This window comes from Singulisphaera acidiphila DSM 18658, assembly GCF_000242455.2.
GTDB lineage: Bacteria > Planctomycetota > Planctomycetia > Isosphaerales > Isosphaeraceae > Singulisphaera > Singulisphaera acidiphila.
In genome coordinates this window covers 4815299-4841466 of the sequence record NC_019892.1, presented here as the reverse complement: position 1 = coordinate 4841466, position 26168 = coordinate 4815299, and the positions used below count along the sequence as shown (strand labels likewise).

20 protein-coding genes and 1 pseudogene are annotated in these 26168 nt (G+C 61.5%); 14 read left to right on the top strand and 7 right to left on the bottom strand.

Features of this window, described 5'->3' with window-relative positions; translation table 11 throughout:
• Positions 1-66 precede the first annotated feature (66 nt).
• From SINAC_RS19005 to SINAC_RS18960, 8 genes are all read left to right on the top strand, one after another.
• Positions 67-1077: a DUF1559 family PulG-like putative transporter gene (locus SINAC_RS19005; RefSeq protein ID WP_015247230.1), complete on the top strand. Its 1011-nt coding sequence runs from the start codon at positions 67-69 to the stop codon at positions 1075-1077.
• 1661 nt (positions 1078-2738) lie between these two features.
• Positions 2739-3743: a DUF1559 domain-containing protein gene (locus SINAC_RS18990; RefSeq protein ID WP_015247229.1), complete on the top strand. Its 1005-nt coding sequence runs from the start codon at positions 2739-2741 to the stop codon at positions 3741-3743.
• A 647-nt stretch (positions 3744-4390) separates the two neighbouring features.
• Positions 4391-5284 (top strand): DUF3179 domain-containing (seleno)protein, encoded by an 894-nt coding sequence (locus tag SINAC_RS18985; protein WP_015247228.1) that lies wholly within the window; start codon positions 4391-4393, stop codon positions 5282-5284.
• A 542-nt stretch (positions 5285-5826) separates the two neighbouring features.
• Entirely contained in the window at positions 5827-6288 is a 462-nt protein-coding gene (locus SINAC_RS18980) for a hypothetical protein (RefSeq protein WP_015247227.1), read from the top strand.
• A gap of 205 nt (positions 6289-6493) precedes the next feature.
• Positions 6494-7885, top strand: coding sequence for an IS701 family transposase (locus tag SINAC_RS18975; RefSeq protein ID WP_015243925.1), 1392 nt, complete (start codon positions 6494-6496; stop codon positions 7883-7885).
• 77 nt (positions 7886-7962) lie between these two features.
• On the top strand, positions 7963-8967 hold the full coding sequence (locus tag SINAC_RS18970) for a DUF1559 domain-containing protein (protein ID WP_015247226.1): 1005 nt from the start codon (positions 7963-7965) through the stop codon (positions 8965-8967).
• 324 nt (positions 8968-9291) lie between these two features.
• Entirely contained in the window at positions 9292-10512 is a 1221-nt protein-coding gene (locus tag SINAC_RS18965) for an efflux RND transporter periplasmic adaptor subunit (protein ID WP_015247225.1), read from the top strand.
• Positions 10513-10579: 67 nt separating this feature from the next.
• Positions 10580-14071, top strand: coding sequence for an efflux RND transporter permease subunit (locus SINAC_RS18960; protein ID WP_015247224.1), 3492 nt, complete (start codon positions 10580-10582; stop codon positions 14069-14071).
• Between the two features lie 30 nt (positions 14072-14101).
• On the opposite strand, the gene SINAC_RS39975 is transcribed toward SINAC_RS18960, so the two are convergent.
• From SINAC_RS39975 to SINAC_RS38880, 3 genes and pseudogenes are all read right to left on the bottom strand, one after another.
• On the bottom strand, positions 14102-14317 hold the full coding sequence (locus tag SINAC_RS39975; protein WP_015247223.1) for a hypothetical protein: 216 nt from the start codon (positions 14315-14317) through the stop codon (positions 14102-14104).
• A 107-nt stretch (positions 14318-14424) separates the two neighbouring features.
• Complete coding sequence (locus tag SINAC_RS18950; RefSeq protein WP_015247222.1) at positions 14425-15453, bottom strand: DUF1559 domain-containing protein; 1029 nt, start codon at positions 15451-15453, stop codon at positions 14425-14427.
• Positions 15454-16077: 624 nt separating this feature from the next.
• Positions 16078-16957: pseudogene (locus SINAC_RS38880) on the bottom strand (IS5 family transposase).
• Between the two features lie 889 nt (positions 16958-17846).
• On the opposite strand from SINAC_RS38880, the gene SINAC_RS18935 reads away from it, so the two are divergent.
• Positions 17847-18905 (top strand): DUF1559 family PulG-like putative transporter, encoded by a 1059-nt coding sequence (locus SINAC_RS18935; RefSeq protein ID WP_015247220.1) that lies wholly within the window; start codon positions 17847-17849, stop codon positions 18903-18905.
• A gap of 219 nt (positions 18906-19124) precedes the next feature.
• Positions 19125-19535, top strand: coding sequence for a hypothetical protein (locus SINAC_RS18930; protein ID WP_015247219.1), 411 nt, complete (start codon positions 19125-19127; stop codon positions 19533-19535).
• Positions 19536-19699: 164 nt separating this feature from the next.
• On the opposite strand, the gene SINAC_RS18925 is transcribed toward SINAC_RS18930, so the two are convergent.
• Together SINAC_RS18925 and SINAC_RS18920 are read right to left on the bottom strand one after the other, a co-directional pair.
• Positions 19700-20395 carry a dienelactone hydrolase family protein gene (locus SINAC_RS18925; protein WP_015247218.1) on the bottom strand — a complete coding sequence of 232 codons (696 nt, stop codon included), beginning with the start codon at positions 20393-20395 and terminating at the stop codon, positions 19700-19702.
• A 49-nt stretch (positions 20396-20444) separates the two neighbouring features.
• Complete coding sequence (locus tag SINAC_RS18920) at positions 20445-21116, bottom strand: phosphoribosyltransferase (protein ID WP_015247217.1); 672 nt, start codon at positions 21114-21116, stop codon at positions 20445-20447.
• 313 nt (positions 21117-21429) lie between these two features.
• Between SINAC_RS18920 and SINAC_RS18915 the strand changes: the two genes are divergently transcribed.
• The 4 genes from SINAC_RS18915 (at position 21430) to SINAC_RS18900 (ending at position 24470) form a co-directional block, all read left to right on the top strand.
• Positions 21430-22041, top strand: coding sequence for a golvesin C-terminal-like domain-containing protein (locus SINAC_RS18915; RefSeq protein ID WP_020467323.1), 612 nt, complete (start codon positions 21430-21432; stop codon positions 22039-22041).
• 364 nt (positions 22042-22405) lie between these two features.
• The gene (locus SINAC_RS18910) at positions 22406-22822 is read left to right on the top strand and encodes a cytochrome c (protein WP_015247216.1); all 417 of its coding nucleotides are present in this window, start codon (positions 22406-22408) and stop codon (positions 22820-22822) included.
• A 477-nt stretch (positions 22823-23299) separates the two neighbouring features.
• The gene (locus SINAC_RS18905; protein ID WP_015247215.1) at positions 23300-23488 is read left to right on the top strand and encodes a hypothetical protein; all 189 of its coding nucleotides are present in this window, start codon (positions 23300-23302) and stop codon (positions 23486-23488) included.
• Between the two features lie 481 nt (positions 23489-23969).
• A complete protein-coding gene (locus SINAC_RS18900; RefSeq protein ID WP_015247214.1) occupies positions 23970-24470 on the top strand; it encodes a hypothetical protein in 501 nt (166 codons plus the stop codon).
• 167 nt (positions 24471-24637) lie between these two features.
• Here SINAC_RS18900 and SINAC_RS18895 read toward each other — a convergent pair whose 3' ends face one another.
• Positions 24638-25603: a DUF1559 domain-containing protein gene (locus SINAC_RS18895; protein ID WP_015247213.1), complete on the bottom strand. Its 966-nt coding sequence runs from the start codon at positions 25601-25603 to the stop codon at positions 24638-24640.
• A gap of 60 nt (positions 25604-25663) precedes the next feature.
• Positions 25664-26089, bottom strand: a complete 426-nt coding sequence (locus SINAC_RS18890) for a P-loop NTPase family protein (protein WP_015247212.1) — start codon at positions 26087-26089, stop codon at positions 25664-25666.
• Positions 26090-26168 lie beyond the last annotated feature (79 nt).

Sequence of the window (26168 nt, the reverse complement as noted above, 5' to 3'; positions counted from 1 at the left end):
TCGTAAACCTGCCTGCCCCCCCCAAGGGGCGAAATCTGCTCTCCATCATTCATCGAGATAAAGTCCATGTCGATTCGTTTCAGTCCGAGTGACAATCGCGTTCGTGATCGCCGCAACGGCTTCACTCTGATCGAGCTTCTGGTCGTCATCTCGATCATTGGTGTGCTTATTGCTTTACTCTTGCCAGCCGTTCAGGCGGCGCGTGAAGCAGCGAGGCGGATCCAGTGCGTCAACAACCTCAAGCAGATCGGCTTGGGGTTCCTTAACTTCGAGAGCAGTCAGGGCTTTTTTCCACCGGCGGCCATCGACGCGGCGTTCGCCCCGTTGAACATCAATGTCGACAGTTCGGGAAAGGCGGTCGCGACCAAGGATTTGGTCGAGCATGGCTGGGCTGTCCTGCTGCTGCCCCACGCCGAGCAGACCGCTCTGTACAACACCTACAACCTGGCACTCGACTATCGAGCCACGGGCAACCAGACGCTCTTGAACACCCGGCTCAACCTGATGGTCTGCCCGTCCACGCCCGAGCCGACGCGCACGGACCGCGTGCAGAACGCGAAGTTCGGCCTCTGGACCTCAGCACCCGGCGACTACGGTCCCAACAACAGCGTGAACGAGGGCCTGGTCACGGCCGGCTTCGTCGACCCGGGTAATTACGAAGGTGTGCTGCGTGCCAACATGCTGAGGCGGATTGCCGAAATCACCGACGGGACCTCGAACACACAGGTCGTCACCGAAGTCGCCGGCCGACCCGACAGGTGGACACGAGGCCCCAAATTCACCAAGTCGGATCCCCCCGGCACGCCCAATCGGGTCCGCATCAGCGGCGCGGGCTGGGCTGACCGCGAAAGCCCATTCGGCCTGCACGGCTTTACCCAGGACGGCCTGATCACCCCCGGTCCCTGCCACACAAACTGCACCAACGCAAACGAAGTCTTTAGTTTTCACAACGGCGGCGCAAATAACTTGTTCGCCGACGGGTCGGTTCACTTCATCAAAGAGACGACGAGCATCCGCGTCTTCGCCAAACTGATCTCTCGGGCCGGCGGCGAGGTCATCTCCGCCAACGACTATTGACACGGCCACTCGCTAACGTGATCCAAACAGCCTGACAACGTTCCAAGCCAGACCAGGACAGCGCACCTCTGCCCCTTAATTTCCGCCCCGTTGGGGCTGTGAATGATTCCCTGTTTGGCGATCAGAAAAAATTCGACCTACGTCTTGGCGGTCAGTCTCGGCGAGGGGGTCGGTCATCGCCATCGCTCAGCGCTGGTGGCTCGGCCGGCCCACCCTCCTCGTACGAGCCCTTTTTGTTGAAGCCTACGAAACACCTTTCCCGCCTTACGCCATAGTGGCTGCCTGCCGTAGCGTGAGAGTTTGCGTCAGATTGTGGGCCAGACCATACAGTAAGCTCGCCGAGAGCACTTTTTTGACTCCTCGCACGAGAAATTGTTGCAATCCGCGGTACCGCGCCCGAGCGTGAACCCACTCCACCGTCAGACTCCGCCACCGAAAGGCTTCCCGTTGCGTCTCCGCATCGGCGAGGCATTCACGGTGCAACTTCTCGTGTCGAAACGAGGAATTGCCCGCGCTGGCTCGCACCCGGACGCCATCCTGGGCCACCCGGGCCAAGTCGGCAAGACCGGCGTGTAACAACGCGGCCGTCGATTGAGTCAAAGGTCCCTCCAGCGTCGCCTACAACCAAAGAGCGACCAGCACTCGGGGATCGACGGCTGAGGCTCCCACGGCCCCTTGGCGGGAACGGATTCGCAAAGTCCACGCCGCGAGGTCCAAATCATCGACGAAAGCCCAGACCGCGTGGACCGGATGCTCCGGTGAAAGCAACTGGTCCAGCGACTCGGTCCGCATTTCCATCTGATTTCGTTGCGGCGTCCGAACTTTGGCCGGCATCCGATCAACTTCAATTACTGATTCAACATGCCCCTGTACCAAGAGAATAATGCATTTTTGATTAATCCACAGCCTCTCCAGGGTTGGTAAAGACAGCCATCCCCCCCCTGGCGAGCGTTCCTATGGGCGGGCGGGGGGACAACTCCACGACAAGACGGCCAACGTTACTCTTGCCCCCCTTGCAAGGCAAGTTTGCTAAAGACGTAAGCCCCACACACAAGAGAGTGGGCACACCTCGCCGACCACCAACCATTGTGGCTATAAAATAAGATCACAGAATCCGATGTGGCGATATTGGCTCCTGATCTCTTCGTTTACTTACCAACTCATGACCTAACGACTAAAAGCATCGTTAAGACAAACACGTTGGCCACCCGACCGAAAAACGAGAAAACCTCTCGATCAATGGGGGGGAGCCTGAGATCAAGGTCCGTTCTGGCCAGGGCCTGATTCCGTTAGCCGGCAAGCGGTCTGGGAACCGGCGGTTGCGGAGATGCAATCAATCCAACGGCTGAATGTAAGCATTCAAGCACCTGTGGCGTAGTGGCGAATTGAACGGAAATCATCACTTTCATGTATTTTGCAAATGGGCCCGATTTTTTGTTGACAAGATTCGTGGGTAGGCCGATTATCTGTTTAACCAGGCAGGATTCCGGCCCGCATGGCTACCCAAAACAGCCACAGCCCCCTTCCGCCGTCATGGTTCTCTCCGCAGTGACGAGTCGGTTCCCCGTAGTTCAATTCTGAGCAAATCTCATCGGCGCTGCCGCCGATTAGAGCGGTCACTCTTACGTTCTTCGTTGAGTCCGTTCACGGGAGCCTTGATTATGCGATGCATGCGCAAAGGATTCACACTGATTGAACTTCTCGTCGTAATCGCGATTATCGCGGTCCTGATTGCACTTTTGCTTCCGGCCGTTCAATCGGCCCGAGAGGCTGCGCGCCGGGCGCAATGCGTGAACAACCTGAAACAGCTCGGGCTAGGGATTCACAACTACCATGACACCTGGGGGCAACTCCCCATGGGTGAGATGCCCGGTGGGTTATCGGCCCAGGTTGGCGTCTTGCCGTTCATCGAACAGACATCGATCTACAACTCGTTCAATTTCAATAATTCCGCGCGATGGATCTGGACCGAGCCCATGACGCTGACGGTCGGCCGGACGCGGATTGGCACTTACATGTGTCCTTCCGAAATTAATACGTCTTATGCAAACGATGGCTTCAATTTTTGGGCATCCACTTACGCATGGAATTCGGGGACGTGGTGGCCGCGGACGGGTTCATGGGACGGTGTGTTCGGCCGGTCGTACAACGACGACCCTGCGCTTCAGCCGTTTACCCCTGGGAACTACAACCTGGCGGCGCTGACGGACGGGACGAGCAACACGCTGCTTGCTTCGGAAGTGGCCAATGGCCCGCTCACCAGCGGTGCGCCGCGGTCGAAGGTTTCGGACTGCTACGAAGTTCGCGGTCTGAGCCGCACTTCCACCGTCGATCAAGCCGTTTCGGCCTGCAACGCCATTGACTGGGCCCGAGGGCCGATCCCCTGGTCGGGAGACTGGCGTTACAAAGGCTACACCTGGGTCGAGGGGAGCATCTGGCGGAACTGGTTCAACACAATCCGGACGCCGAACCAGACCTGCTGCACGATGGACGACCAGAGCTGGTGGTACATCATGAAGCCCGCTTCGTCGTACCACTCGGGCGGCATCAACGCCACCTTGGGCGACGGCAGCGTCAAATTTATCAAGGATTCGATCAACCGCCAAGTCTGGATGGCCCTGAGCACACGTTCCGGCGGCGAGGTGATCTCCTCAGACTCCTACTAAGCTGTTGGCCACAGTTTTCTTTGATTTTCTGATGGGTTGTCATGGCCAAGCCCATGCTGCGGGGTTCCACGGGTTGGACTCAACCCGTGGAACCAAGGTTTGCAAGCCATTCAAAGGAAGACCAGGTCTTACGGCCCAGCACCAAGCGTGTCCATAACGCCAAATCGCCGGCCGTCCGACCTGGGCCGCCGGCGGCATCGGATGCTCTCATACCCCCTAAAACGCGGCTCATTAGCGAGACGGCTTGATTATGCAATCTTGGACATATCGATTTTTCGTGTCTGCGTCATCCGCTCTCCTGGCGCTCTCGTGCCTCCTCGTCGCGGGCTGCGAAGAAGCTCCCCCTCCACCGGCGACACCGGAGGGGTTGCAAGCGGCGAAGAAAGAGCGCGAGGTGCTCATCAGGAAAGAGTACGGTAGCGGAAGCTTCCGAACAAGCACCAAGAAATGAGTGACGAACTTGCCGGTTCGTTCGTGGATCGCCACGTCGATCCCTCAATCCCCACTGTCCGCTCCGATCAGCCTTCCTTTTCTTCGCCCCCGCGCAACAACGGCCGCTCAGGCTTCGCTCCCGACACGTGAACGAGTGAGGAGCCCAGGTCGTTGGTCGCGGTTGGGAAGCGTCGCCAAGCCGGGAGCCTCCGACCATGAATTCCCCGATGCCGACCTCAGACTCCAGAACCGGTTCCGACTCCGACTCCAAGTCGAGCACCGACTCGGCCGCGTCGCCCGACCGCAAGCGTCGTCGCCTGCTGACGGTTGGCGTCGTTGGTCTCGCGATTGGGGGTCTCTGGCTCCTGGTCGGCCGCAACTTGGCGACCCAGTACGTACGCTTAAGGGAGGAGGCACGAGCCGCAGAAGACAATGTGCCGATCGGCTACCTGGGCTTGAATCCCCGACGGTCGTATAACGACCGCGCGGCGGTCTTTCTCTCGAAGAAGGACGGCCGCACCACCCTCTTCGCCGCCAAGCGTAGCGGCGAACCCGACGACGTCTACGACGTCACCGAGGCCTCGATCGACCTGGCCGCTCTCGAAGGCGGCTTCGGTCGAGACTCAATCCCCGGCATCGATTATCCCATCATCGAACCCCCCAAAGGCGACCGTGGAAAGAAGCTCCGGGCACGGCAGGAGGTTTTCGGCCTCGCTTTCGCTGGCGGTCCGCGCGTCTATCCGCGCGATCTGCTGGAAAAGATCGAGATGGTGAACGACCGCGACGGCGACTCCTCCGTTCTCATCCTCTACGATCGCGGGCGCGCGAAAGTCTTCGCGTTCCACCGCGATGTCGACGGCTCACCGATCAGCTTCGGCTCGACCGGCTACTCGCGGTCCAAACAGCCCGTCCTCTACGACCGCAAAACCAGGAGCCTTTGGGCGTTCGAAGCTGACGACTTCCTCTGCGTGGCGGGACCACTGAAAGGCCAATCGCTCAAGCCGATTCAACAGGTCGCCGCGACAACCTGGGGCGATTGGCTGGACCGTCACCCCGCCACCACCGTCGTCGTCGGCAACGACCGCGCCAAGCCGATTCCAAACGAATAAGCAAATACCTTTCTCCAACAAGCAAGCTGCTGATCGCGGTTGTCCCTGACATCCGGATGGGTGACCGCGGCTCTGCAAAGGCTGTTCAAAGGAAGACCAAACCCAACGGTTTAGGACCTTCCGCGAAGCCGTGCGCGACTCCCCCTGCCACGGCGGCCAAACAGACAAGACAATAATCACACATTACATTAACGCTACACCCATCGCCTAACGGTCGGCAATCCGCGAAGGCAAGTGCACGCGATCAATCCCGCATGCGTCGTGTCAGCTCAAGAGGTGCCGTCTCAAAAGGGCTGCTCGGCTTACCAAGCGCATCGACGTGGCCCGTCGATGAGATTCTTTCTCACCGACATGGCCTTGACGATCGCTCATTCCTGGATTCCGACATTTCGATAGGCTCTCGCTTGTACTTCGATCGGGTGCGAGTTACAAAAGGATTCACTCTCCCCACACGACCGGATCCCGATCGCCAATCACTGGCAGATCGAGAGGATCTGCACGTCCCTTTCTTTTTCCTTTCGTCAGACGAGGTCCTGCCACTTATGCGAAAGCACGCAATTTTCCGTTGGAACACAGCGGCGGCACTCATTTTGCTGCAAGGCCTGGTGGGCTGTGGCGGCGATTCGGACGGCCTCCCGCGGGAAGGGTTCTCGGGCAAGGTCGCCGTCGAGGGAAAGCCGTTGGCGAAAGGCCTCATCACCTTTCTTCCGGCCAGTCCCGAGGTCACGACGCAAGGGGGTTCGATCGTCATCGACGGCAAGTATGAGGTCCCGCGATCGCAGGGACTGGTCCCGGGAAAGTACAAGGTCGTCATCACCTCCCCTGAAGACAAGGGGGCTGAGATTCTCGACAAGACCAACAACGCGCCCGGCCTCCCGCCAATCATCAAAAAGGAGGTGATTCCGTCGCAATACAACTCGGCGTCGCTGCTGACGGCCGAGGTAAAAGTCGGGGGCCCGAACGTCTTCGAATTCAATTTGACCAACGCAACGATGTCCAAATAGCCCACGCATTCCGGCCAGCCTGCCAGCGCTCATCTGCTTTCCACTTCCCGCCGGACGGAGTTTCCCTCGCTTCATTCATTCTGAACGGTTCCCGTTTTCTTCCAGATCGTTCTTCCGTTTAGTACTACAGCGCCAAGTTGTAGCGTCTTGATCCGCCGGCCATTGCGAAAGTATGCTTGCCTTCATGGTTTATGGAGGTACGAGCATGGATATCCCACAGATTCGCAAGCTCAAGCCCGCGCTGAAGAAGTTCCTCAAGCGGTTCGATGACTGCTTCCCGCGCAAAGACACGCGGGCCCATCTGCCGGTCTACGTCTCCGGCCAGCTCTCGGATATCCCCGAGAAGAGCGTGGAACCGATTGCCATTAATGCCGGCGTGCCGGTCAGGACCCTGCAGGAGTTCCTCAGCCAGCACTGTTGGGACCAGGACCGGACGCGCGACCGGCTCCAGCACATCGTCCGCGACGAGCACGCCGGTCCCCACGCGATCGGCGTCTTCGATGAGACGAGCGACGTCAAGAAGGGGGACAAGACCCCCGGCGTGCAGCGGCAGTGGTGCGGTTCCGTCGGCAAGAAGGAGAACTGCATCGTCACGGTCCACCTCGCCTACGCTCGTGAGGGCTTTCACTGTCTGCTCGACGGCGAATTGTTTCTGCCGGAATCCTGGTCCCTCGACCGCGCCCGCTGCCGCGAGGCCGGCATCCCCGACGACATGGTGTATCGGCCCAAGTGGACGATCGCCCTGGAACTCTACGACCGCGCCACCGGCAACGGCCTGCACTTCGATTGGATGACTTTCGACGAGGGCTACGGCGGCAAGCCCGAGTTCCTGCGGGGACTTTCGGCCCGTCGCCAGAAGTTCGTCGGCGAGGTGCCGCGGAACTTCATGGGCTGGATCAAGGCACCGCGTGTCGTGACCAGGAAGTACCGTAAGCACGGGCGGGGCCGCGGCCGCAAGACGCCTCGCCTGGCGAGCGGCAGCACACCGGCTCGGCGGGTTGATGCCATGCTCGATCAAGACGGGTTTCGCAACCAGCCCTGGGTCCAGTGGCGAGTCAAGGATGGGCACAAGGGGCCGATGGTCTGGGAAGTCAAGCACCTGCGGTTTTCCCCCGTGGGCGCCGACGGGTTACCGGGCGAGCCGCTGCACCTGGTTGCCGCCCGTGACGTCTTGAACCCGGCGGAGTTGAAGTTCTTCGTCGGCGCCGCCCCCGAGGAGACGTCGGTGCAGGTGCTGTTGCTGGTCGGGTTTTCGCGATGGCGCGTCGAGCGCTGCTTCGAAGACCAGAAGTCCGAGATTGGACTGGATCAGTATGAGGGCCGCCGCTACCAGGGGCTCAAACGCCACCTGATCCTGAGTTGCCTGAGCTACTTGTTCCTATCGCGGATGCGACAGAAGTTCGGGGGGGAAAAATCCGGGTCTGACGGAGTGCCAAGTCCACAGTGCGATGGCGGCGCTGATCCCGTTCTGGTGGTTGGGGCTGAGTCCTCCGCGAAAGCTTCTGGAGCGGACCTCCGAAGAGATCGAGCGGGCGCAGCGTCGAAACGCCGTGGCGCAACGGTGCCACACCAAGCGGACAAGGCGAAAGTTGCATGAGATGGGCATCAAACTTACAGGGTTGCCCCAATGCAAATGGGATACGACTTAGCGCTGTAGTATTAGGAGGCACATGTATGGGGTCTCAGCGTCGAGGATTTACCCTCATCGAACTCTTGGTCGTCATCGCGATCATCGCCGTCCTCATCGCGCTCTTGCTGCCTGCCGTCCAGGCAGCCCGCGAAGCGGCAAGGCGGTCCCAATGCGTCAACAACCTGAAGCAAATGGGACTGGCCATGCACAATTATGAAAGCACAGGCGGGTCGCTCCCTCCCGGCATCAAGGGATGCTGCTGGGGAACCTGGCTGGTGTTCTTCATGCCCGGCCTGGAGCAGCAGTCGCTCTACAACGCCTGGAACATGGTCGGAAACGGGGGAACTAGCGAGGCCCTGTTTCGCTATAGCGGCGCGACCAACATCACAGTCTCCTCAACGCGGGTCAACACCTACATGTGTCCGAGTGATGGCACCGGCACCAGCTTGACCACGATCGGCACGACGATTGGCAATACCGTCATGAAGGTCACCTCGCAAAACTATGCCCTAAATTTCGGCAATCTGCACACAGTTCAGCCAGCCTCTTTCGACTTCGGCGGAACAACGTACGCCTTCGGGGGCGCACCGTTCACCGACCTGCTCGCTCCGGGAGCGGGCATGAGCAGCCAAAAGGTCGCGACCTTCGCGAGCATCACGGACGGCCTGAGCAACACCTTGGCCGCCTCGGAGGTCATCGTCGGCACGGGGAGCGGCGGCCAATACAATGCGCCCCAAGACCTGCGCGGCTTCTCCTGGTGGGGCAGCGGCGCCAGCTTCACGGCCTGGCAGACCCCCAATTCCTCGCTCCCCGACGTCACCGAAACCAACTTGTACTGCGTCTATCCGTACCAGTCGAACCCGCCATGCACCGCCCCCACGACCACGCTGCCCAAGCTCAATACGGCCCGGAGCCGTCACTCAGGCGGCGTCAACGCCCTGATGCTCGATGGTTCCGTCCGGTTCATCAAGAACTCGATCAGCCCGGTGACCTACCGAGCCATCTCGACAACACGAGGGGGCGAAGTCGTCAGCGCCGACTCATACTGAGGCAGAGCGGAGCGCCCCGTCACCTCAGCGGAAAGCCCTTGGTTCTCGCATGAACCCAGAAGCCCTCAGTCCGCTCGGTGAAGCGACTCTCAAAGAATTCGGATCGAATGCAAACTCCCCACCGACAGCCGAAGCAATCGGCCGTCGGCAGGGAGTTTCGCTTTGCGCGAAGTCTGGTGAAGCGGGCTGAAGGTTTGGCATCCCGCCCTATTCCCCAAACGAGCCGAAATCGGCGAGGCGATTGACAGCGGGGCCCGGCACCGGTCTCCTTATAATCAAAAGGGAATCGTCGGCGACGGGCAGGAATCACAGAGGCGGCGTGCCATGAACGACTTCTTACACGTACACTCTCGCTCCCTCCTGATTCTTGGTCTCGCGCTGCCCCTCCCGCTCGGCCTTGCCGGCTGCGCTCGGGCGCCGGCCAGTGCGCCAGCCCCGGCGGCCCCCACTCCGGTCTTGGTCAGCCAGCCCATCGAGCGGGAGATCAACGACTACGCCGACTTCACCGGGAGGACGGCCGCGGTCGAATCGGTCGAGATCCGGGCGCGGGTCACGGGCTATCTGGACAAGATCAACTTCAAGGAAGGGACGCTGGTCAAGAAGGGGGACGTGCTCTTCGAGATCGACCCGCGCACCTACCAGGCGGCCCTCGCCTACACGAAGGCCGAGGTCGAACGGCTCAAGTCCCAGCGAGATCTGGACTCGATCGAGCTTCATCGCTCCGAGGACCTGATGCGCCGAGGTGCGGAGACCCGGGAGAACTACGACCGGGCCGCGGCCAAGCGAAGCGGGTCTGGGGCCGCCCTGGTCGCCGCCGAGGCCCAGCTCCAGCGGGGCGATCTGGACGTTGGATTCACCAAGGTCACCGCGCCGATCAGCGGACGGATCGGCCGGACCCTCCTCACCGTGGGGAACCTGGTGCAGTCAGGGGACCAGAATGGCGGCACACTGCTCACGACGCTCGTCTCGGTGGATCCGATGTACGTCTACTTCGATGTCGACGAGCACACCTTGTTGCGCGTTCGCCAGTTGATCCGTGAGGGGAAGGCGAAGTCGGCCCGCGACGCCAAACTGTCGGTCACGCTGGGGCTGGCCAACGAAGAAGGCCATCCCCACCAGGGGGCGATCGACTTCGTGGACAACCAGGTCAACCCGAGGACCGGCACCTTGCGGTTGCGAGGGGTCTTCCCCAACAAGGAAGAGGCCCTCACCCCCGGCCTCTTCGCACGGGTCCGGGTGCCGATCGGCGAGCCGCATCAGGCCCTGCTCATCACCGAGCGGGCCATCGACACCGACCAGGGCCAGAAGATCGTCTACGTCGTCAACAGTAAGGACGAGGTGACCTCCCGCCCCGTCCGCCTGGGGGCGAACCACGGCGGCCTGCGGGTGATCGAGGACGGTCTGCGCCCGAGCGATCGGGTGGTCGTCGTCGGCCTGCAACAGATCAGGCCAGGCGCCGTCGTCGCGCCCAAGCTCGTCTCGATGCCGATCTCGGGTGCCGAGTCCCCCCAAGGAACGCCCGGCGCGACCAAGCCCGCCGACTGATTGATGATGCGGCCACCGACTCCTTTTGACTCCCGATCTTGCATCGCATCGAATCGAGAGGACTTTCATGCTGGCGCGTTTCTTCATCGACCGACCCGTGCTGGCCTGGGTCATCTCGATCGTGATCGTCCTGCTCGGCGGGATCGCGGCGGGCTTGCTGCCGATCGCGCAGTACCCGGATATCACGCCTCCGACCGTCCGGGTGTCGGGCAGCTATCCCGGGGCCAACGCACAAGTCGTGGCCGACACGGTGGCAGCCCCGATCGAGCAGCAGGTCAACGGCGTCGAGAAGATGCTCTACATGTCCTCGCAGAGCAGCAACGACGGCTCGTACACCCTGGACGTGACGTTCGCCCTGGGAACCGACATCAACATGGCGCAGGTTCTGGTCCAGAACCGCGTCGCCATCGCCCAGCCCGCGCTCCCCGAGACGGTCCGGGCCATCGGCGTGACCGTCCGGAAGCGGTCGCCGGACATCCTGCTGATCGTCAACCTCTACTCCGAGGACGACCCGACGACGGGCCAGCCGCATTACGACCGGCTCTACCTGAGCAACTACGCCACGATCAACCTCCAGGATGCGCTGGCCCGGATGGAAGGCGTGGGCGATATCTTCTCGTTCGGCGGCCAAGACTACAGCATGCGGGTCTGGCTTGACGCAGATAAGTTGGCCTCGCGCAACCTCTCCGCTGGCGATGTGATCCAGGTCCTGCGCGAGCAGAACGTGCAGGTGGCGGCCGGGCAGATCGGCCAGCCCCCTGTCCCGCGCGGTCAAGATTTCCAGTACACGTTGAGCACCCTTGGCCGCCTGGTCGAGGCGGATCAGTTCGCGAACATCGTTCTCAAGACCGACTCCCAAGGCGAAGTCACCTACTTGAAGGATGTCAGCCGGTCCGAACTGGGAGCGAAAAGCCAGGACCAGAGCCTCACGCTGGACGGCAAGCCGTCGGTGGGCCTGGCGATCTTTCAATTGCCCGGGTCGAACGCACTGGAGGTCGCCGACAACGTCAAGGCCCGGATGCGCGATCTGGAGAAGCGCTTCCCCAAGGGGCTCAAATACACGATCGCCTACGACACCACACCGTTCATCCGCGAATCGGTGGGTGAGGTCTTCAACACCTTGCGCGACGCGGTGATCCTGGTGGCGATCGTCGTCCTCTTATTCCTTCAAGACTGGAAGTCGCTGCTCTTGCCGGTGATCGACGTCGGCGTCTCTCTGATCGGCACGTTCGCCGTGATGACGCTGATGGGGTTCTCGCTCAACAACCTGACCCTGTTCGGCTTGGTGCTCGCCATCGGCATCGTCGTGGACGACGCCATCGTGGTCCTGGAGAACATCGAGCGCTGGCTGGACAAGGGGCTCCCCGTCCGCGAGGCCACGATTCGGGCGATGAACGAGATCACCGGCCCGATCGTCGCCATCACGTTAGTGCTCAGCTCGGTCTTCCTCCCCAGCGCCTTTCTCGGCGGGATCACCGGCCAGTTCTTCCGCCAGTTCGCCCTGACCATCTCGGCCTCGATGATCATCTCGGCCATCAACGCGATGACGATGACCCCGGCCCGGGCAGCCTCGATCTTCGCGGGGCGAACCTCCGGCCAGGACGGTCACCACGGCAAGGAGGCCCTCCCCTGGTGGAGCTTCGCCCTGTTCGGAGGGCTCTTGACCGTCTGGTGGCTCTCGCCAACCCTCGGCGTCTCCCTCGGTCTCCCCTCCAGCGAGCACGAGGGGGAGGCCGTGCCCGGCGGGCTGATGGCGTCGCTGCTGGGGTGGGGGATCTGGCTCATCCTCTTCCTCCCCGGCGCGATTGCCGGCGGATTGCTCGGCTGGTCCATCATCCGACCGGTGAACTGGGCCCTCGGGCGCGTCTTCCGGGGTTTCAACTGGGTCTTCGACCGGGTGACCGACGCCTACGGCGCCGTCGTCGGCTGGAGCCTCCGCCTCAGCCTGATCGTGCTCCTGGTCTACGCCGGCCTGATCGTCCTGACCGGCTACGGCTTCACCCAGGTCCCCGCCGGATTCATCCCGAGCCAGGACAAAGGGCGGCTGATCGTCAACGTCCAACTGCCCGACTCGGCCGCGCTCGAGCGCACGGCCGACGTGATCGACAAGATCGAAGTGATCGCCCGAGAGACCCCCGGGGTCGCGCACACGCTGGGCAATCCGGGCCGTTCGTTCGTCCTCAACGCGATCGGCTCGAACCTCGGCTCCGCGTTCGTCATGCTCGAGCCGTTCCACGAACGCAGGGACCCGGCGCGGGGGGCGGACGCGATCATGGCAAGGCTCCGCGACCGGTTCAAACGCGAGATCCCCGAGGCCAGGATCAACGTCTTCGGAGCGCCTGCGGTGGACGGCCTGGGCAATGCCGGCGGCTTCAGGCTGATGGTCGAGGCGACCGGCGACGTCAACTTCACCGCGCTCCAGAGCCAGGCGGACAACCTCGTCGCCAAGGGGAACCAGCAACCCGGCCTCATCGGCCTGTTCAACGGCTTCCGCGCCAGCACGCCTCAGCTCTACGTGGACGTGGACCGCACCAAGGTCAGGACGATGGGGGTCGCCCTCACCGACGTCTTCGACACCCTGCAAGTGTATCTGGGCGGGTTCTACGTCAACGACTTCAACCGGTTCGGCCGCACCTGGCAGGTCAAACTCCAGGCCGACGACTCGTTCCGCGTCGACGCCGAGGCCGTCAAGCAGCTCAAGGTCCGCAACGCCGACGGCGACATGGTCCCGCTGGGCGCCGTGGTCGATATCAAGGACTCAATCGGGCCACTCACGGTCACCCGTTATAATATGTTCCCGGCCGCGTCAATCAGCGGCGCCTCGCTTCCCGGGGTGAGCACCGGCGACGTCCTCAAGATGATGGAGAACCTGTCGGACCGGGAGCTGCCGCGTTCGATGACCTATGAGTGGACCGAGCTCAGCTACTTGCAGAAGCAGTCGAGCAAGATCGAGAAGTTCCGCGACTTGCAGCAGAACCCCTTCAGCGCGTTCGCGCTGGGGGCCCTGCTCGTCTTCTTCGTCCTGGCCGGCCTCTACGAGAGCTGGTCGCTGCCGCTGGCGGTGATCCTGGTCGTGCCGATGTGCCTGCTGAGCGCCCTGGCCGGGATCGCGATGGCCGGGATGGACGTCAACATCTTCGTGCAGGTCGGCTTTGTGGTGCTGACCGGCCTGGCCTGCAAGAACGCGATCCTGATCGTCGAGTTCGCTCGCGACCGCCAGAGTGAAGGGGTGCCCCGCAACGAGGCCGCCCTGGAAGCCGCCAAGGTCCGGCTCAGGCCGATCATCATGACCTCGCTGGCGTTCATCCTCGGCGTCTTTCCGCTGGTGATCGCCCAGGGGGCCGGAGCCGAGATGCGCCGGACGCTCGGGACGGCGGTCTTCTCCGGCATGATCGGCGTGACCCTGTTCGGTATCTTCCTGACCCCGGTCTTCTACTCCGTCATCCGCTGGTTCAGCGGCCCGGGCCGCGGGACCGGCATGCATGTCATCGCCGTACCGGAACCTGAGCCTGAACCCACGGGATCGGCTCAGGAGGTTCCTGACGTCGACAACGACTGATTCGCCATCAAACATCAGCACATCATCGATTTATTTTTTTAAAGAAGGCTTACCACGGCCAACCTGATCCGCGGCCGGAATTGTCGAACCGCCATCAGGCTGGTTGGGGTTGCTCGTTGGTCCCAACGACCGATCAATCGCGGGCGCCGCGATCGTCCCGACCTCCGCAGGCTGGCACCCCGCGATCGCCAGCGTGAAGGGAACGGCGACCACGATTGTTCTGAGCGTCGAGGGATGTCTCTGCATTGTGATTCCTCCCGTTTTCAAGTCGCCCACGCTTCGAACCGAGTTCCTTTTGCAGGCGAAAGAATCCCCTCGAATCCCGGTTCCAATCGACCTGCGGTGTGCGGTGTTCAAAAGGCATCCGCGCTGATGATCTCGCCCGAGGCGATGGTCGACAAGGCCTGGAGGACTTTGTGCTGCGTACCGGGGGCGTACACGATCTTCCCGTTGGAAATCGAGATCCCGGTCGCACCGGCTTGAGTGATCGGCCAGCATTCGATCGAATCCTTCAGGAAGCGGACCGAGCCATCGAGTATGGAGACGTTCACGCCACCCGGATGAAAGCTCGACATATCCCTCCGCGCCGCGATTTGTTGCCGGCTCGAGCCTGCGGGGAACTTCTTCCAGCCGTTCACGCCGTGCCAGGTGAGGAACAAGGTATCATCGGTGACACGGTCGCCGGAAGCCCACCAGTGATAGTCTTTCCGGTTGGCTTCGGCAATCAGACCGTGGGCCTTTTCACCAAAGGCGAGCGTGTTGCTCGTGCCATCGAGGACGTCGGCAATTTTCACGGAGCTGACGAAGTAGAAAGCGCCGAGATTCTGCTTTGCATTCGGGTAGGAGCTTAGATCTTTAGAACTGGGATTAATGTCGAACGGCCCCATGCTTCCCGCGTAGTTGGTGTGGGACACTTCCTGAGGAAAGCCCGCCAAAATGGTGGTTTTGCTGATCGTCGAGATCGTCGGGTCGCTGGGGCACCAGAGGGTCGCCATCCCCGCGCGGATCACCGTGTCGTTGACCGGTTCCATCACCCAACCGCTGAAGTTGTGTGCGTTGTAAATCGCGGTTTGTTCCAGGAAGGGCATCAATGGCAGGAAGGGGCCGACACTATAATACGGCCCACTCTGATAGCTCGGGTTCGTGATCATCTTACTCACGGTCCCCACGCCCATCGGGTAACAGCCGTGGGTCCCGGCATAGTTGGCGGCCCCGAGCCCCAGTTGCTTGAGATTATTCACGCACTGGGCACGTCGCGCCGCCTCACGCGCCGCCTGCACCGCCGGCAGCAGCAGCGCGATCAATACCGCAATGATTGCGATCACGACCAGCAACTCGATGAGGGTAAAGCCTCGGCTTCGGATCTCTTGAGGAGTCGTCATGAAAACCACCTCCTAATAACGACGCTGGCAGGATAAGGCTGCCTAACACTTGCGCAGGCAGGTTTGCAGACTAGGCGGGTAAGAAAGACTGTCGCGACTGAGACTCGGACGTAAAAAAAGAGCCTTAGCGACTTAAACCATGACGAGAAAATGACATCCGACTCAAGCCAACGCATCGATCGCACAAACATTCTGCACCATGAAATTTTACGTCAACGCAAGAAAACGCAAATGCTGTACCAGAGAACGAGATCGTTTGAACACATTGTCCGGTCCCCCAGTGATTGAGAGAATCGAGACGACTCACGGCACCCTCTCGCCAAAACCGTTTCAAGGCAGAGTTGACGCCAGCGACCTTCGCTCCTGGATAAGACCAAGCCCACGACCTGGCCAGTCCGTCGGCATCACGTCCTCATTTTCGGGGCGTGCCCACACGGGGCTCGCGTACGGAACCTGCGGCGCCGGCAGACGGTCGTAATCAGGGAAGGGGTGGCAAAAAAACTCGGAGAGAAGGCAAGCTGTCGATCATCTGTCCAGACGGCCTCGGGCACCTCGTCCGCCGCCGTGAGGGGCTTGGCGATCTGCTCGAGCAACACCCTCCACCTCGACGCTGATCCCAAACTACTAGGCTGTGTTTGGCAAAAGGCGAAACAGGGCTTTCTCCATGATTGCGACCAACCACATGGCGACGTAGTTAACCGCCAATTTCTCGTAGCGGGTGCCTAACCGGCGGTACTCCTTGAACCAGCCCACCACCCGCTCGATGATATTCCGCCGCTTGTATGTGGCCTTGTCGAACTTCTCATCCCGAGGCTGGTCCTTGCGCGTCGGGATCACCGCCTCGACTCGTCGCCTCCGGCACCAGCGCCGGATCCGCCGATAGCTATACCCCTTGTCGCCTGCCAGCCGCCGCGGCCAGCGACGCTGGCCCCGACGGCGACGGAACAGGCGTCGGGCCATCGTCGGCTCGAAAGCCACGCTGTCGTGCCTCTGTCCGGCCGTGACGTGGATACCGACCACGCTCCCATGGCTATCACACACGAGGTGGATCTTGGTGCCGAACCCGCCTCGCGAACGCCCCAACGCATGGTCCGGCGGTTCCTCCATTTGCGTCTCTTGACGCCCTCCAAGCCTGCACAATTGGCTTGCCTTTTTTTTTCGCCCCGGCGGCCGCCCGACTGGCCCGGATCACGGAGCCGTCGATGCACCACAAGTCATGGTCGATCTGGCCTCGATCGTCCAGTTCATCCAAGAGCGAGGAGACGATCCGAATCCATGTACCGTCCCGACGCCAGCGGTTGAACCGGTAGTACACAGTCTCCCAGGGTCCGTAGCGCTCGGGGAGATCTCTCCAAGGGGCGCCGGTATGAAGGATCCAAAGGATGCCGTTGAGGATGGGGCGGTGGTCGTTGAACGGATGCCCCAGGTTGCCGTGATGGGTCCGGTGCGGCAAGTGCGGCTCAATCCGAGCCCATTGTTGATCAGTGAGTTCGTAGCGATGCATAGGGGGACCTCCTGCTCGATCACCCTATTTCTACGTTCGACGCCTCCAGACGGTTTGTCAAACAGAGCCTAATACAAAATCAAATTTCACATACAACAAAAATTTATAAATCCAAACATAATTCAGCTAATCCAAATTATATTCCAATAACAACACAAAACATAATCACAAACATTAATCAAATGATACAGCGAGCGTCACCCTCAAATAAAATACAACACTATCCAATTAAATAATTTCACAAACAGTATTTTCACGACCATCCAAGCTGACGCTACATCCGAGCCCACCCACACCAAAATCGCCACCATCCCCACCAAAGCCAATCCTGCTTGAACAATTTCCGACTTCATCGCTGAGTCCGAAAATCGAAAAATCGCTCCAATTCGAAGATCTTCTTCACACCTTGCCTCAGCCTACCTAAATTCTACACATTTCGCGGGTATCCTCTTTCGGACTATCGACGGCTGTACTTTGCATGCCTGGGTGCAACAAAAACGGCTCAACAGCTTGAACCTCGTGCAAAAACAACTTTGAGTGTGGCAACCGGATGCACCCGGCCGCGAGTCCCTTCAACAAAAAAAACAATGGTGATCTGACACTTCAAGAGTCCCTAGCGGCTTTTGTTCTCAGAGGGTTCTTAGCTTCCACCCATGACGTGACCCAACCTTTGCCCGCCAGTCGCTGATCGCTTCGGCTCCTCACATCCGTCCCGTCCGGGGCGGCTCCGGCGAGGAAACCGGGACGAACGGGATCCGCGGCGCAAGGAAAGGCCCTCCCGGCCGAACAAGTCAACCTCGCATCGGCCGGTCGGTCAAGACATGCGTGTTCGTATTCCCCCACTGCGGTTCATGCCTCCCCCCTTGTCTTGTTCGAGAGGATCGTTCCCGTGAAATCTTCATCAAGCGACCGGACCCCACGGTCGGCGTTCACACTGATCGAGTTGCTGGTCGTCATCGCGATCATCGCGGTGCTCATCGCCCTCCTGCTCCCAGCTGTGCAAGCGGCCCGTGAGGCTGCACGTCGCGCCCAGTGCACCAACAACCTGAAGCAGGTTGGCCTGGCACTGCACAACTACGAGAGCAGCAACGGGGCCTTTCCCCCCGCCGGCCAAGGGACCAGTTTCACCACCACTCCCCCCTCCACGGTTTTCGCCGATGGGGAGTGGGGCGTGCTCGCCCGCATCCTGGGCGCGATGGAGCAGAACGCGGCCTACAACGCGCTGAACTTCAACCTGCCCTACACCCACGTCACGGGCGCCAACTTCACCGGCTGCGCCACAGTCATCAGCTCGTACCTCTGCCCCTCCTCGGTCCGCGACACAGGAGGCGGACGCGACACGGTCGACACGAAATCGCCGGTGGGGAACGCCCTCAAAATGGGCTACGGCGTTCAGGACTACGGCGCGCCCTGCTACACCGACATTGATGCGCAGGGCAAGACCGGCGGGGCCGGATCGACCCCGGTCACGCCGTACCGCAACAACAACCACCGTGCCGACGGCGTGCTCAAGGTGGGCAAGACGACGATTGCCGAGATCATCGACGGCACCAGCAACAGCATCATGATCGCCGAGGATGCGGGTCGGGACGCCCGATTCATCGCCAACGTCAAGTCCACGGCTCTCTCCGATCAGTACGACGCCGGCCTGCCGCGCCGCTTCTGGCGCTGGGCGGAGCCCGACGGGGCCTTTGGTGTCTCGGGCCAGATCAACAACAAGTATCGCCCGGCCTGCGAAACGATGGCATGGCCCGACCCCAGCTCCGCCACGACGACCAACAACAACGCCGGTAACAACGATGAGATCTTCTCGTACCACTCCGGCGGCGCCAACGTCCTGATGGGCGACGGCAGCGTCCGCTTCCTCAAGGAATCGCTCAGCGTGGTCGTCTTGCGGAGCCTGATCACTCCCAAGGGCGGAGAAGTCATCTCGTCCGACGCCTATTGAACCGGCTCCGAACATTCCTCAACCGCCACCGTCATCGGCCCGGCCGTCGGCGTCCCCCCCCCGCCGACGGCCGGGCACGCCTCAATCGTGCGAATCAAGCCAGGGGTCTTGGACTCCTGGCTTGATTCGTCCGTTCAGGAGACTCGACTCCCGGAGAACCGGGGGTGTGAGAAGTCCGGTGGTTGCGATCCGACACCTCTCATTCTCGGGAAAGCGTCCATGAATCCCCCTCAGAATCGTTGCCGACCTCTGTCCTGCCTCGTTCGCGGATTCGCCGCCGCCCTGATCGCCACGCTGGTGGTCGGGTGCAACGGCGAGGACACTGCGGCAGCCCCGAAAATCAAGACCGTCCCGACCAAGGGGACGGTGAGCGTCGATGGTAAGCCTGTGACCGAAGGGATCATCACCCTGGAACCGCTCCTCGATGGCGGCAGCACCACGCAAGCCATGGGGCCGGTCCAGTCCGACGGCTCGTTCTCTGTCAACTCGGCCGGAGGTAACGCCGGTGCCATGCCCGGAAAGTACCGTGTCCTGCTCCAGTCCGATGCAACCAAGCAGAGAAAGAAACGCAATGAAGAGGTTACGGTCGAGGTCAAGGAGGGTGAGGAGCTCAAGATCAACCTCCCCTGACCGACCTCGCCGGTTCTCAAGGGCATCCGCGCGGCTCACTTCGATGCCTTTCCAAAGCCATGCTTTGAAACCCATTGAGCCGGATCGTCCCGAGGCTTCTCACTCGGGACGACCCGGCTCCTTCTTATTGCTTCCAAAACAGAGATTGATGTCGTGCCCGCAAGTCAGGGCGACAACGCGGCCCCGGCCGGCGCGATGAGATGAGTTCGGAACCACTCCCCCGCGATCATCGCGACCGCTTCGAGCGTTCCGGGTTGCTCGAACAGGTGGGTTGCGCCGGGGATGATCTCCAGGCGGTTCTCGCAGCGCAGCTGCGCCAGCGCCTCCCGATTCAACGCGATCACCGGCTCATCGTCTCCACCGACGATCAGGAGCGTGGGCGCCTTGACGTGGGCCAGAGCCGGCCTGGCGAGGTCGGGCCGACCGCCTCGGGAGACAACCGCACCCACGACGTCCGGCCGCTCGGCCGCCGCCACCAGGGCGGCCCCGCCCCCGGTGCTGGCACCGAAGTAACCGACCTTCAGGCCAAGGGTCTCCGGATCAGCCCCGAGCCAGTCAGTAACGCCGACGAGCCGCTCGGCAAGCAGCGCGATATCGAACCGGAGGTGCCGCGTCCGCAGGTCCACCGCCTCCTCCTCCGGAGTCAGCAAGTCGATCAGCAAGGTCGCAAGCCCCTCGGCCCTGAGCGCCCCCGCGACGAACCGATTCCGAGGGCTCAGCCGACTGCTCCCGCTGCCGTGCGCGAACAGGACCACCCCGCGCGCTCCCGCAGGGACACCGAGATCCCCTTCAAGTGTGACGGAGCCGGCCGGCACCTTAACCGACCGCACGCCCCCCTGCCCTTGTCCTGTCGCGTCCATGATCCCATCACCCCCGATCCCCCTGAAACGCGCTGGCCGGCCGCTCCGCTCAGCCCTCGGACTTGGTGGCCGGCCGCTCGCTCTCGGCGCGTGTGAGCAGGTCACGAACTTCTTCATCGCTGGTCTGCGAGAAGTCCTCATACCAGAGGCCGACGGCGTAGAACGGCTCGGGCGTCCGGGCGCAGATAACCTCGTCGACCTCGTCCTGGAACTCCTTGCAGGTTGACGGTGCCGCGATCGGCACGGCGATAACGGTCCGGGCCGGCTGCATCTGCCGCAGGGCGGCCACGGCCGCCCGCATGCTGGCGCCGGTGGCCAGGCCGTCATCGATCAGGATGGCCGTCTTGCCCCGCACCTCAGGCTTCGGCCGGTCGCCGCGATAGACCTGCTCGCGTCGTTCGAGTTCCTGACGCTCGGTCGCCGTGACCCGGTCGATGACCTCGGGAGGGATCCCGAACCTGCGGACGATCTCCTCGTTGAGCAGGCGGACGCCACCGGTCGCAATCGCGCCCATCGCCAACTCCTTCTGCCCCGGGACGCCGAGCTTGCGCACCAGGAAGAGATCGAGCGGGACGCCCAAGACACGGGCCACCTCGTAGGCGACCGGCACACCGCCGCGCGGCAGAGCCAGCACCAGCACGTCCGGACGACCGGCGTAGTGGACCAGTTCCCCGGCGAGTTGGCGGCCGGCGTCGTACCGATCTTGGAAAGGTCGAGCCATGATCGTCCTCGCATAATTCTCCCCCGATGGGGGGAGAGCGGCTCGCATTCGCAGGCATGCCAGTGAACGAGAACAACTCCCAAGAAACGTCGTACAGCGGTAAAGCTCATGCCAATCCATGTCAGGAGCGAAGTCCTCGGCTCGATTCCCCGAGGGATGACAATGGCCGCAGCCCCCCCCTCTTCTTCTCAAGCAACCCCGCAATTCTCAGACCGAAAACCCCCTCCAGTTCATACCCACTTGAATATTACGCTATTCCGATATTCAATGGCAAAGTGCAGTCATCGCGGCATTGAGAATCGGTTGCGAGTTGATGATGAAACCAGACCACAAACAGACCCTCATCCTGCTCACCCTGCTGGTGGCTCCGCTGGCCGCTCTGAAGGGGGCGCCGCCGGTGGCCGCCGCCAAGCTCAGGCCGCACCCCGATGCCCTGCCCAACACCCACCCGCCGGGTGACGTGGATCAACCGGCGTTAGTCCCTTTCATCGTGGCGGATCCGGCATCGCTGCCCGGCATCGTGGTCGATGACACGGCGGCCACTCTGGTGGGAACATGGCAATATTCCACGCATACGCCGCCCTATGTGGGACTCGGCTACCTCCATGATCTCAAGGAGGGCAAAGGCAAGAAGTCGGTGACCTTCATTCCCGACCTCCCTCACGACGGCCGCTACGAGGTCCGGCTGGCCCATTGCTACAACATCCGCCGCCCCACCAACACGCCGGTGACGATTCATCATGCCGACGGCGAGACGACGCTCCGCATCAACCAGCAAGAGGCCCCTTCGCACAACCGGTTGTTCCGCACCCTCGGCACCTTCCGATTCCAAGCCGGCCGCTCCGGTTGGGTCCGGATTTCCAACGAAGGGACGACCGGCAAGAATGTGATTGCCGATGCCGTGCAATGGCTCCCAGTGAGATGACGAGCCACGAGTGGAAACAGCCCCCCAGCTTGACCGAACAACAGCAGGCTCGCGAACCGGCTCTCTCCCCCCCTGGAACCGCGGCGCCTCGCCCGCATCTTTTTGAATACCTCTGCAATAAAAATCGACAATCCAGGATCACATAAACAATAAAAACAATTATTAATAAATATTAAAATCAAAATAAAGAGTGGGCGGGGTGCCCGTGATCCCAGGGGGGGGGAGGCGGGAGAAGTGGCTGCAAGTTTGCGGGCACTCTCTGGCCTTTTGGCGAGGGGCTTGCCAACAATGTTGCGTCCGCGCTCTGGGCGGGCAGGGCGTCCGGTGTGCGGTCCCACCGAAAACCCTGCGGCAGGAGTCTGCGATGAAAACGTTTGCGCTGACAGCGGGAGTGGTTCTGATCGCATCGGTCTCCCTCCTCGCCGGAGCGGATAATGAGGCCACGCCAAGTATCAAGCAGGTGATGGTCAAGCTCAACAAGGGGCCCAACTCTCCGCTCGCCAAGCTTAAGACCGACCTCAGCGCTTCGGCGCCCGACTGGGAGAGCATCGAGAAGTCCGCCAAGGACTTCGTGACCTTCGGAGCGGCACTGACGAAGAACAGCCCTTCGAAGGGGGACAAGGCGTCCTGGACCAAACTCTCCGACCTCTACCTCGCCGACTCGAAGGCCCTCGACACCGCCGCCAAGAACCACGACTTGGCAGCGGCCAAGGCCGCGCACCAGCGGCTCTCGGCCTCCTGCAAGGCCTGCCACGGAGCCCACAAAGGCAAAGCAAGTTGAGCGAACCACTCCACTCAACCTGAGCCGGCCAGATCTCTCGCCAACCTGAGCCGGCCGGGTCTCCCGTCCAAAACGGTGTCCCCCCCCACCATCACCCCTCATCCCCCTCGACACGGCGAGGGGCGGTTCCCAAGCCAAACCGAACGGAAGGTCGACGACCCCACCCACAAAAAGACCATACGGCCCTGTAACCCCTTCACGGGATCAGCCATTCGCGTATAATCGCTCCCATTCGACCGACGACGGTCGCAACCCAACCGTCGCTCCAAAGCCCCCAAACAACCGCATCACCAAACCCAATTTACCTATCTTTCCCACTTTAAAAATCGTGTCTCTGTGGACAGGGTGAGTTTCCCACGTCATTCATTGTCCACGCATGCACCCAGATTGCGACTTGACTCCTCTGGCCGATTGGGATCGGATCAGGGGGACAACTCGAACGTCAACCACGCTCATTGCGCTCTGAAGGGAAATCTGATGGATATCACGCTCAAGGGTGGGCCGCTCGACGGGGAAGTGGTTTCGATTACCGTTTCCAGCACGACCTACCGCACCCAGATCGAGAATCGCCACGTCGTTTATGACCAAACCAACGAGCGAACCGAGCGCGGCCAGCAGGTGTTTACCCATCGCGCCCCCGTGATCCAGAGCAAGGCAGGCCCGTAACAGAAAAAAGAGGCCCGGCACACCAGGGAACCGGCCGCTGCCGGGCTCGCTGACCTGAAGAAGAACGGCCTGAAAGAAGCCGCATAGTGGCTCGGAGGTCGCCCGCTCGACCTCCGCTCCAACCCAGATAGCTGACGAGACTCGTTCGCACCGGCGAGACGGCGATGCCGATCCCGTCGGTCTCGACATCGCCCCGGAGATTCTTGCCCTCGGCCGGATCGCAGGGATTCCGCCCCTTCTCGCCGACCGACCTGGCGTCTTTCAGCCATCAAGACGCAAGAGATTCCACAAGCCAACCGGCAAATCACACGTCGCCTCGATGGGATTTCAACCTGGCGTGGTACGGGCGTTTCGGGCGGGATTTGCCTACGACCGGCGGATCTCCGACGTGGCCCGGCCGAAATTTATGATTTGCCGGATGCCCCCTTGGGAATAGAGTGGAGGGATCTTTAGCGTCTCAAAAAAATATGGGGAAGGTGGGATGGCTTCACCCCGTCGCCAACAATCGACCCTCGCCCAAATCATGACCGTCAACGTGGCGGTCGCCATCCTCCTTGGGGCGTATCGGCTCGGCCCGGCGGGGCTGGCTCCCTATTGTTTGGCTCTCTTGTGGGTGGCGATCGGCCTGCTCATCGTCTTGCTCATCATGGTCACGCTCGACGCCATCCTCGGCATTCCCTGCCCTTCCTGCCAGCGGCGGTCATTGCGACGCCTGGCCCTCCCCCTCAATCTCGTCAGCTATTACCAATGCACCGCCTGCAAAACGCGCTGCAAGCGGCTGTTGCCGCTCGCCCATTGGAGGGATGCCTCGAGCCCCAAGGATGCCGCGAAGTATCGGCGGAAGTCGCCCACGGGGAAATGGCTGGGATACGTTTTCCCGGGTCCCCAGACCGATGACTCCACCTGTACTGGCACCCTGCTCCGAAGCAAGAGGCTCAGAACACCAACTCCGGGAGCGGAGGAAGAGCCATCGGCACTGTAAGGGAAGACTGGAACGCAGAATGGACGCTCCCTTGAGGCTGCGTCCCCCTCGCCGGTCTTGAATTCATGGAAAAGGAAATAAAGAGCCTTTGAGGAATCCCCCCAAAAACAAGCGGCTGGGCCAGCAAGGCAAACCCTTGCTGGCCCAGCCGTTGGAGAGCAGGCCGCTCAATAGCTGTCGGAGCTGACGACCTCGGATCCTCTGCTGGTCGAGAGGGCACGCCAGACGGTCGTGCTGATCGAGTCCTTGAAGAACCGGACCGAACCGTCGCCCATGGCGGCGTTGACGCCGCCGGAGTGGTGGCTCCGCAGAGCGAATGACTGGTTCTGGGTGGCGTCGGCCGTGCCGGTGCCAGCGCTAATGATACACGCCTTGATGCCGTTCAGATCCTGAGGGGCCGGGCAGACGCGGTCGGCCTCGTCGGCGTTTGCCGAATTCGGCGTATTCCAAGTCTCGAATCCATTGCCGCCGCTGGCGATCGAGACCTCGCTGAGCGGGCCGCCCCATCCGGGGGTGGTGAGCGTGGTGAGGATCTCGCCCAGCAGCAGCGTCGTGCTGGTACCGTCGCTGAGGTCCTTGAAGCCATAGCTCACACCAATGCCGAACGGAGCGCCGAGGAAGGGGATGTTGACCTTCATCGTCTGCCCGTAGTTGGTGTTGCCGAAGTTCGCGGCGTAATTGCTCCGGATCCGGGACCAGGTCGCGTCCGTCCACTCGTCTTCCCGGAGGCCGTCGGAGGGGCAGGCAAAGGTGGCGATCTTGGTCTTGCGACCGGTCATGTTCGACGGATCGCTATAGCTCATATTAAAGTTATGGCTATTGAACCATGCCTGCTGCTCGATGGTTCCGCCGATCCCGGCGTACCAGGTCATATCGTTGTTCCAGCCGGTATTGGCCCCCGGCGGAGCAGCGGCGCCATACTTGGTGCGAGCCCCCATGGGGAGCGACCCCTGGGTATCGTGATAGTTGTGCATCCCGAGGGCAAGCTGCTTGAGATTGTTCACACATTGGGAGCGTCGAGCCGCCTCACGAGCCGCCTGAACGGCCGGCAAGAGCAGGGCAATGAGGACGGCGATGATGGCAATGACCACGAGCAGTTCGATCAGCGTGAACCCGCGTCGCGTTTGAGGCATGAAAGGAACTCCTTGACCGCCTGGCGAAACGTAAAGGTAAGCTAAGAAGACAAGAAATAATTACTTCGAAGACATCGCGAAATTTTGGTCGGCCGTATCCTCCTTCACCTCGATCGGGAAGCCGTTCTTATAACGGGCCGGTATGGTGACGGAGGGAGGCGGAGTATAACTGCTGGAAACCACGGCGGGCCGCTCGGCGGTTGCCCCGCTCAGCATCACAGTCACCTTGCCCAGGCCGACCTTGGAAGCGACGTAACGGCCTTTGAGGATCGGCACCGTGACCGGTGGGGCCTGCTGATCCTGGGGGACGAACTGGATGGCCCCGTCATCAAGAGGCTTGCCGTCCAGCGTGACTTCCCCCTCGAGCCGCGCCGACTTGTAATTGGCCGAGGTGCTACCCGATCCGCACCCCCCCAAGAAGCCGATCAAGGCCACGGCCACCCAGAGCCGCGCGCAGCACGAGCATTGGACACAACCTTCAACCATCGAAACGACCTCCGGACAATAACGAAATGAAGGGCCTACCGTGACCGAACAAAGTCCATGAAATTCCACTAAATAGAAT

What these genes read in the sequence shown, in the direction of transcription:
- SINAC_RS19005 (WP_015247230.1), top strand. Translation starts at nt 67, where the DNA reads ATGTCGATTCGTTTCAGTCCGAGTGACAATCGCGTTCGTGATCGCCGC.
- SINAC_RS18990 (WP_015247229.1), top strand. Translation starts at nt 2,739, where the DNA reads ATGCGATGCATGCGCAAAGGATTCACACTGATTGAACTTCTCGTCGTA.
- SINAC_RS18985 (WP_015247228.1), top strand. Translation starts at nt 4,391, where the DNA reads ATGAATTCCCCGATGCCGACCTCAGACTCCAGAACCGGTTCCGACTCC.
- SINAC_RS18980 (WP_015247227.1), top strand. Translation starts at nt 5,827, where the DNA reads ATGCGAAAGCACGCAATTTTCCGTTGGAACACAGCGGCGGCACTCATT.
- SINAC_RS18975 (WP_015243925.1), top strand. Translation starts at nt 6,494, where the DNA reads ATGGATATCCCACAGATTCGCAAGCTCAAGCCCGCGCTGAAGAAGTTC.
- SINAC_RS18970 (WP_015247226.1), top strand. Translation starts at nt 7,963, where the DNA reads ATGGGGTCTCAGCGTCGAGGATTTACCCTCATCGAACTCTTGGTCGTC.
- SINAC_RS18965 (WP_015247225.1), top strand. Translation starts at nt 9,292, where the DNA reads ATGAACGACTTCTTACACGTACACTCTCGCTCCCTCCTGATTCTTGGT.
- SINAC_RS18960 (WP_015247224.1), top strand. Translation starts at nt 10,580, where the DNA reads ATGCTGGCGCGTTTCTTCATCGACCGACCCGTGCTGGCCTGGGTCATC.
- SINAC_RS39975 (WP_015247223.1), bottom strand. Translation starts at nt 14,317, where the DNA reads ATGCAGAGACATCCCTCGACGCTCAGAACAATCGTGGTCGCCGTTCCC.
- SINAC_RS18950 (WP_015247222.1), bottom strand. Translation starts at nt 15,453, where the DNA reads ATGACGACTCCTCAAGAGATCCGAAGCCGAGGCTTTACCCTCATCGAG.
- SINAC_RS18930 (WP_015247219.1), top strand. Translation starts at nt 19,125, where the DNA reads ATGAATCCCCCTCAGAATCGTTGCCGACCTCTGTCCTGCCTCGTTCGC.
- SINAC_RS18925 (WP_015247218.1), bottom strand. Translation starts at nt 20,395, where the DNA reads ATGGACGCGACAGGACAAGGGCAGGGGGGCGTGCGGTCGGTTAAGGTG.
- SINAC_RS18920 (WP_015247217.1), bottom strand. Translation starts at nt 21,116, where the DNA reads ATGGCTCGACCTTTCCAAGATCGGTACGACGCCGGCCGCCAACTCGCC.
- SINAC_RS18915 (WP_020467323.1), top strand. Translation starts at nt 21,430, where the DNA reads ATGATGAAACCAGACCACAAACAGACCCTCATCCTGCTCACCCTGCTG.
- SINAC_RS18910 (WP_015247216.1), top strand. Translation starts at nt 22,406, where the DNA reads ATGAAAACGTTTGCGCTGACAGCGGGAGTGGTTCTGATCGCATCGGTC.
- SINAC_RS18905 (WP_015247215.1), top strand. Translation starts at nt 23,300, where the DNA reads ATGGATATCACGCTCAAGGGTGGGCCGCTCGACGGGGAAGTGGTTTCG.
- SINAC_RS18900 (WP_015247214.1), top strand. Translation starts at nt 23,970, where the DNA reads ATGGCTTCACCCCGTCGCCAACAATCGACCCTCGCCCAAATCATGACC.
- SINAC_RS18895 (WP_015247213.1), bottom strand. Translation starts at nt 25,603, where the DNA reads ATGCCTCAAACGCGACGCGGGTTCACGCTGATCGAACTGCTCGTGGTC.
- SINAC_RS18890 (WP_015247212.1), bottom strand. Translation starts at nt 26,089, where the DNA reads ATGGTTGAAGGTTGTGTCCAATGCTCGTGCTGCGCGCGGCTCTGGGTG.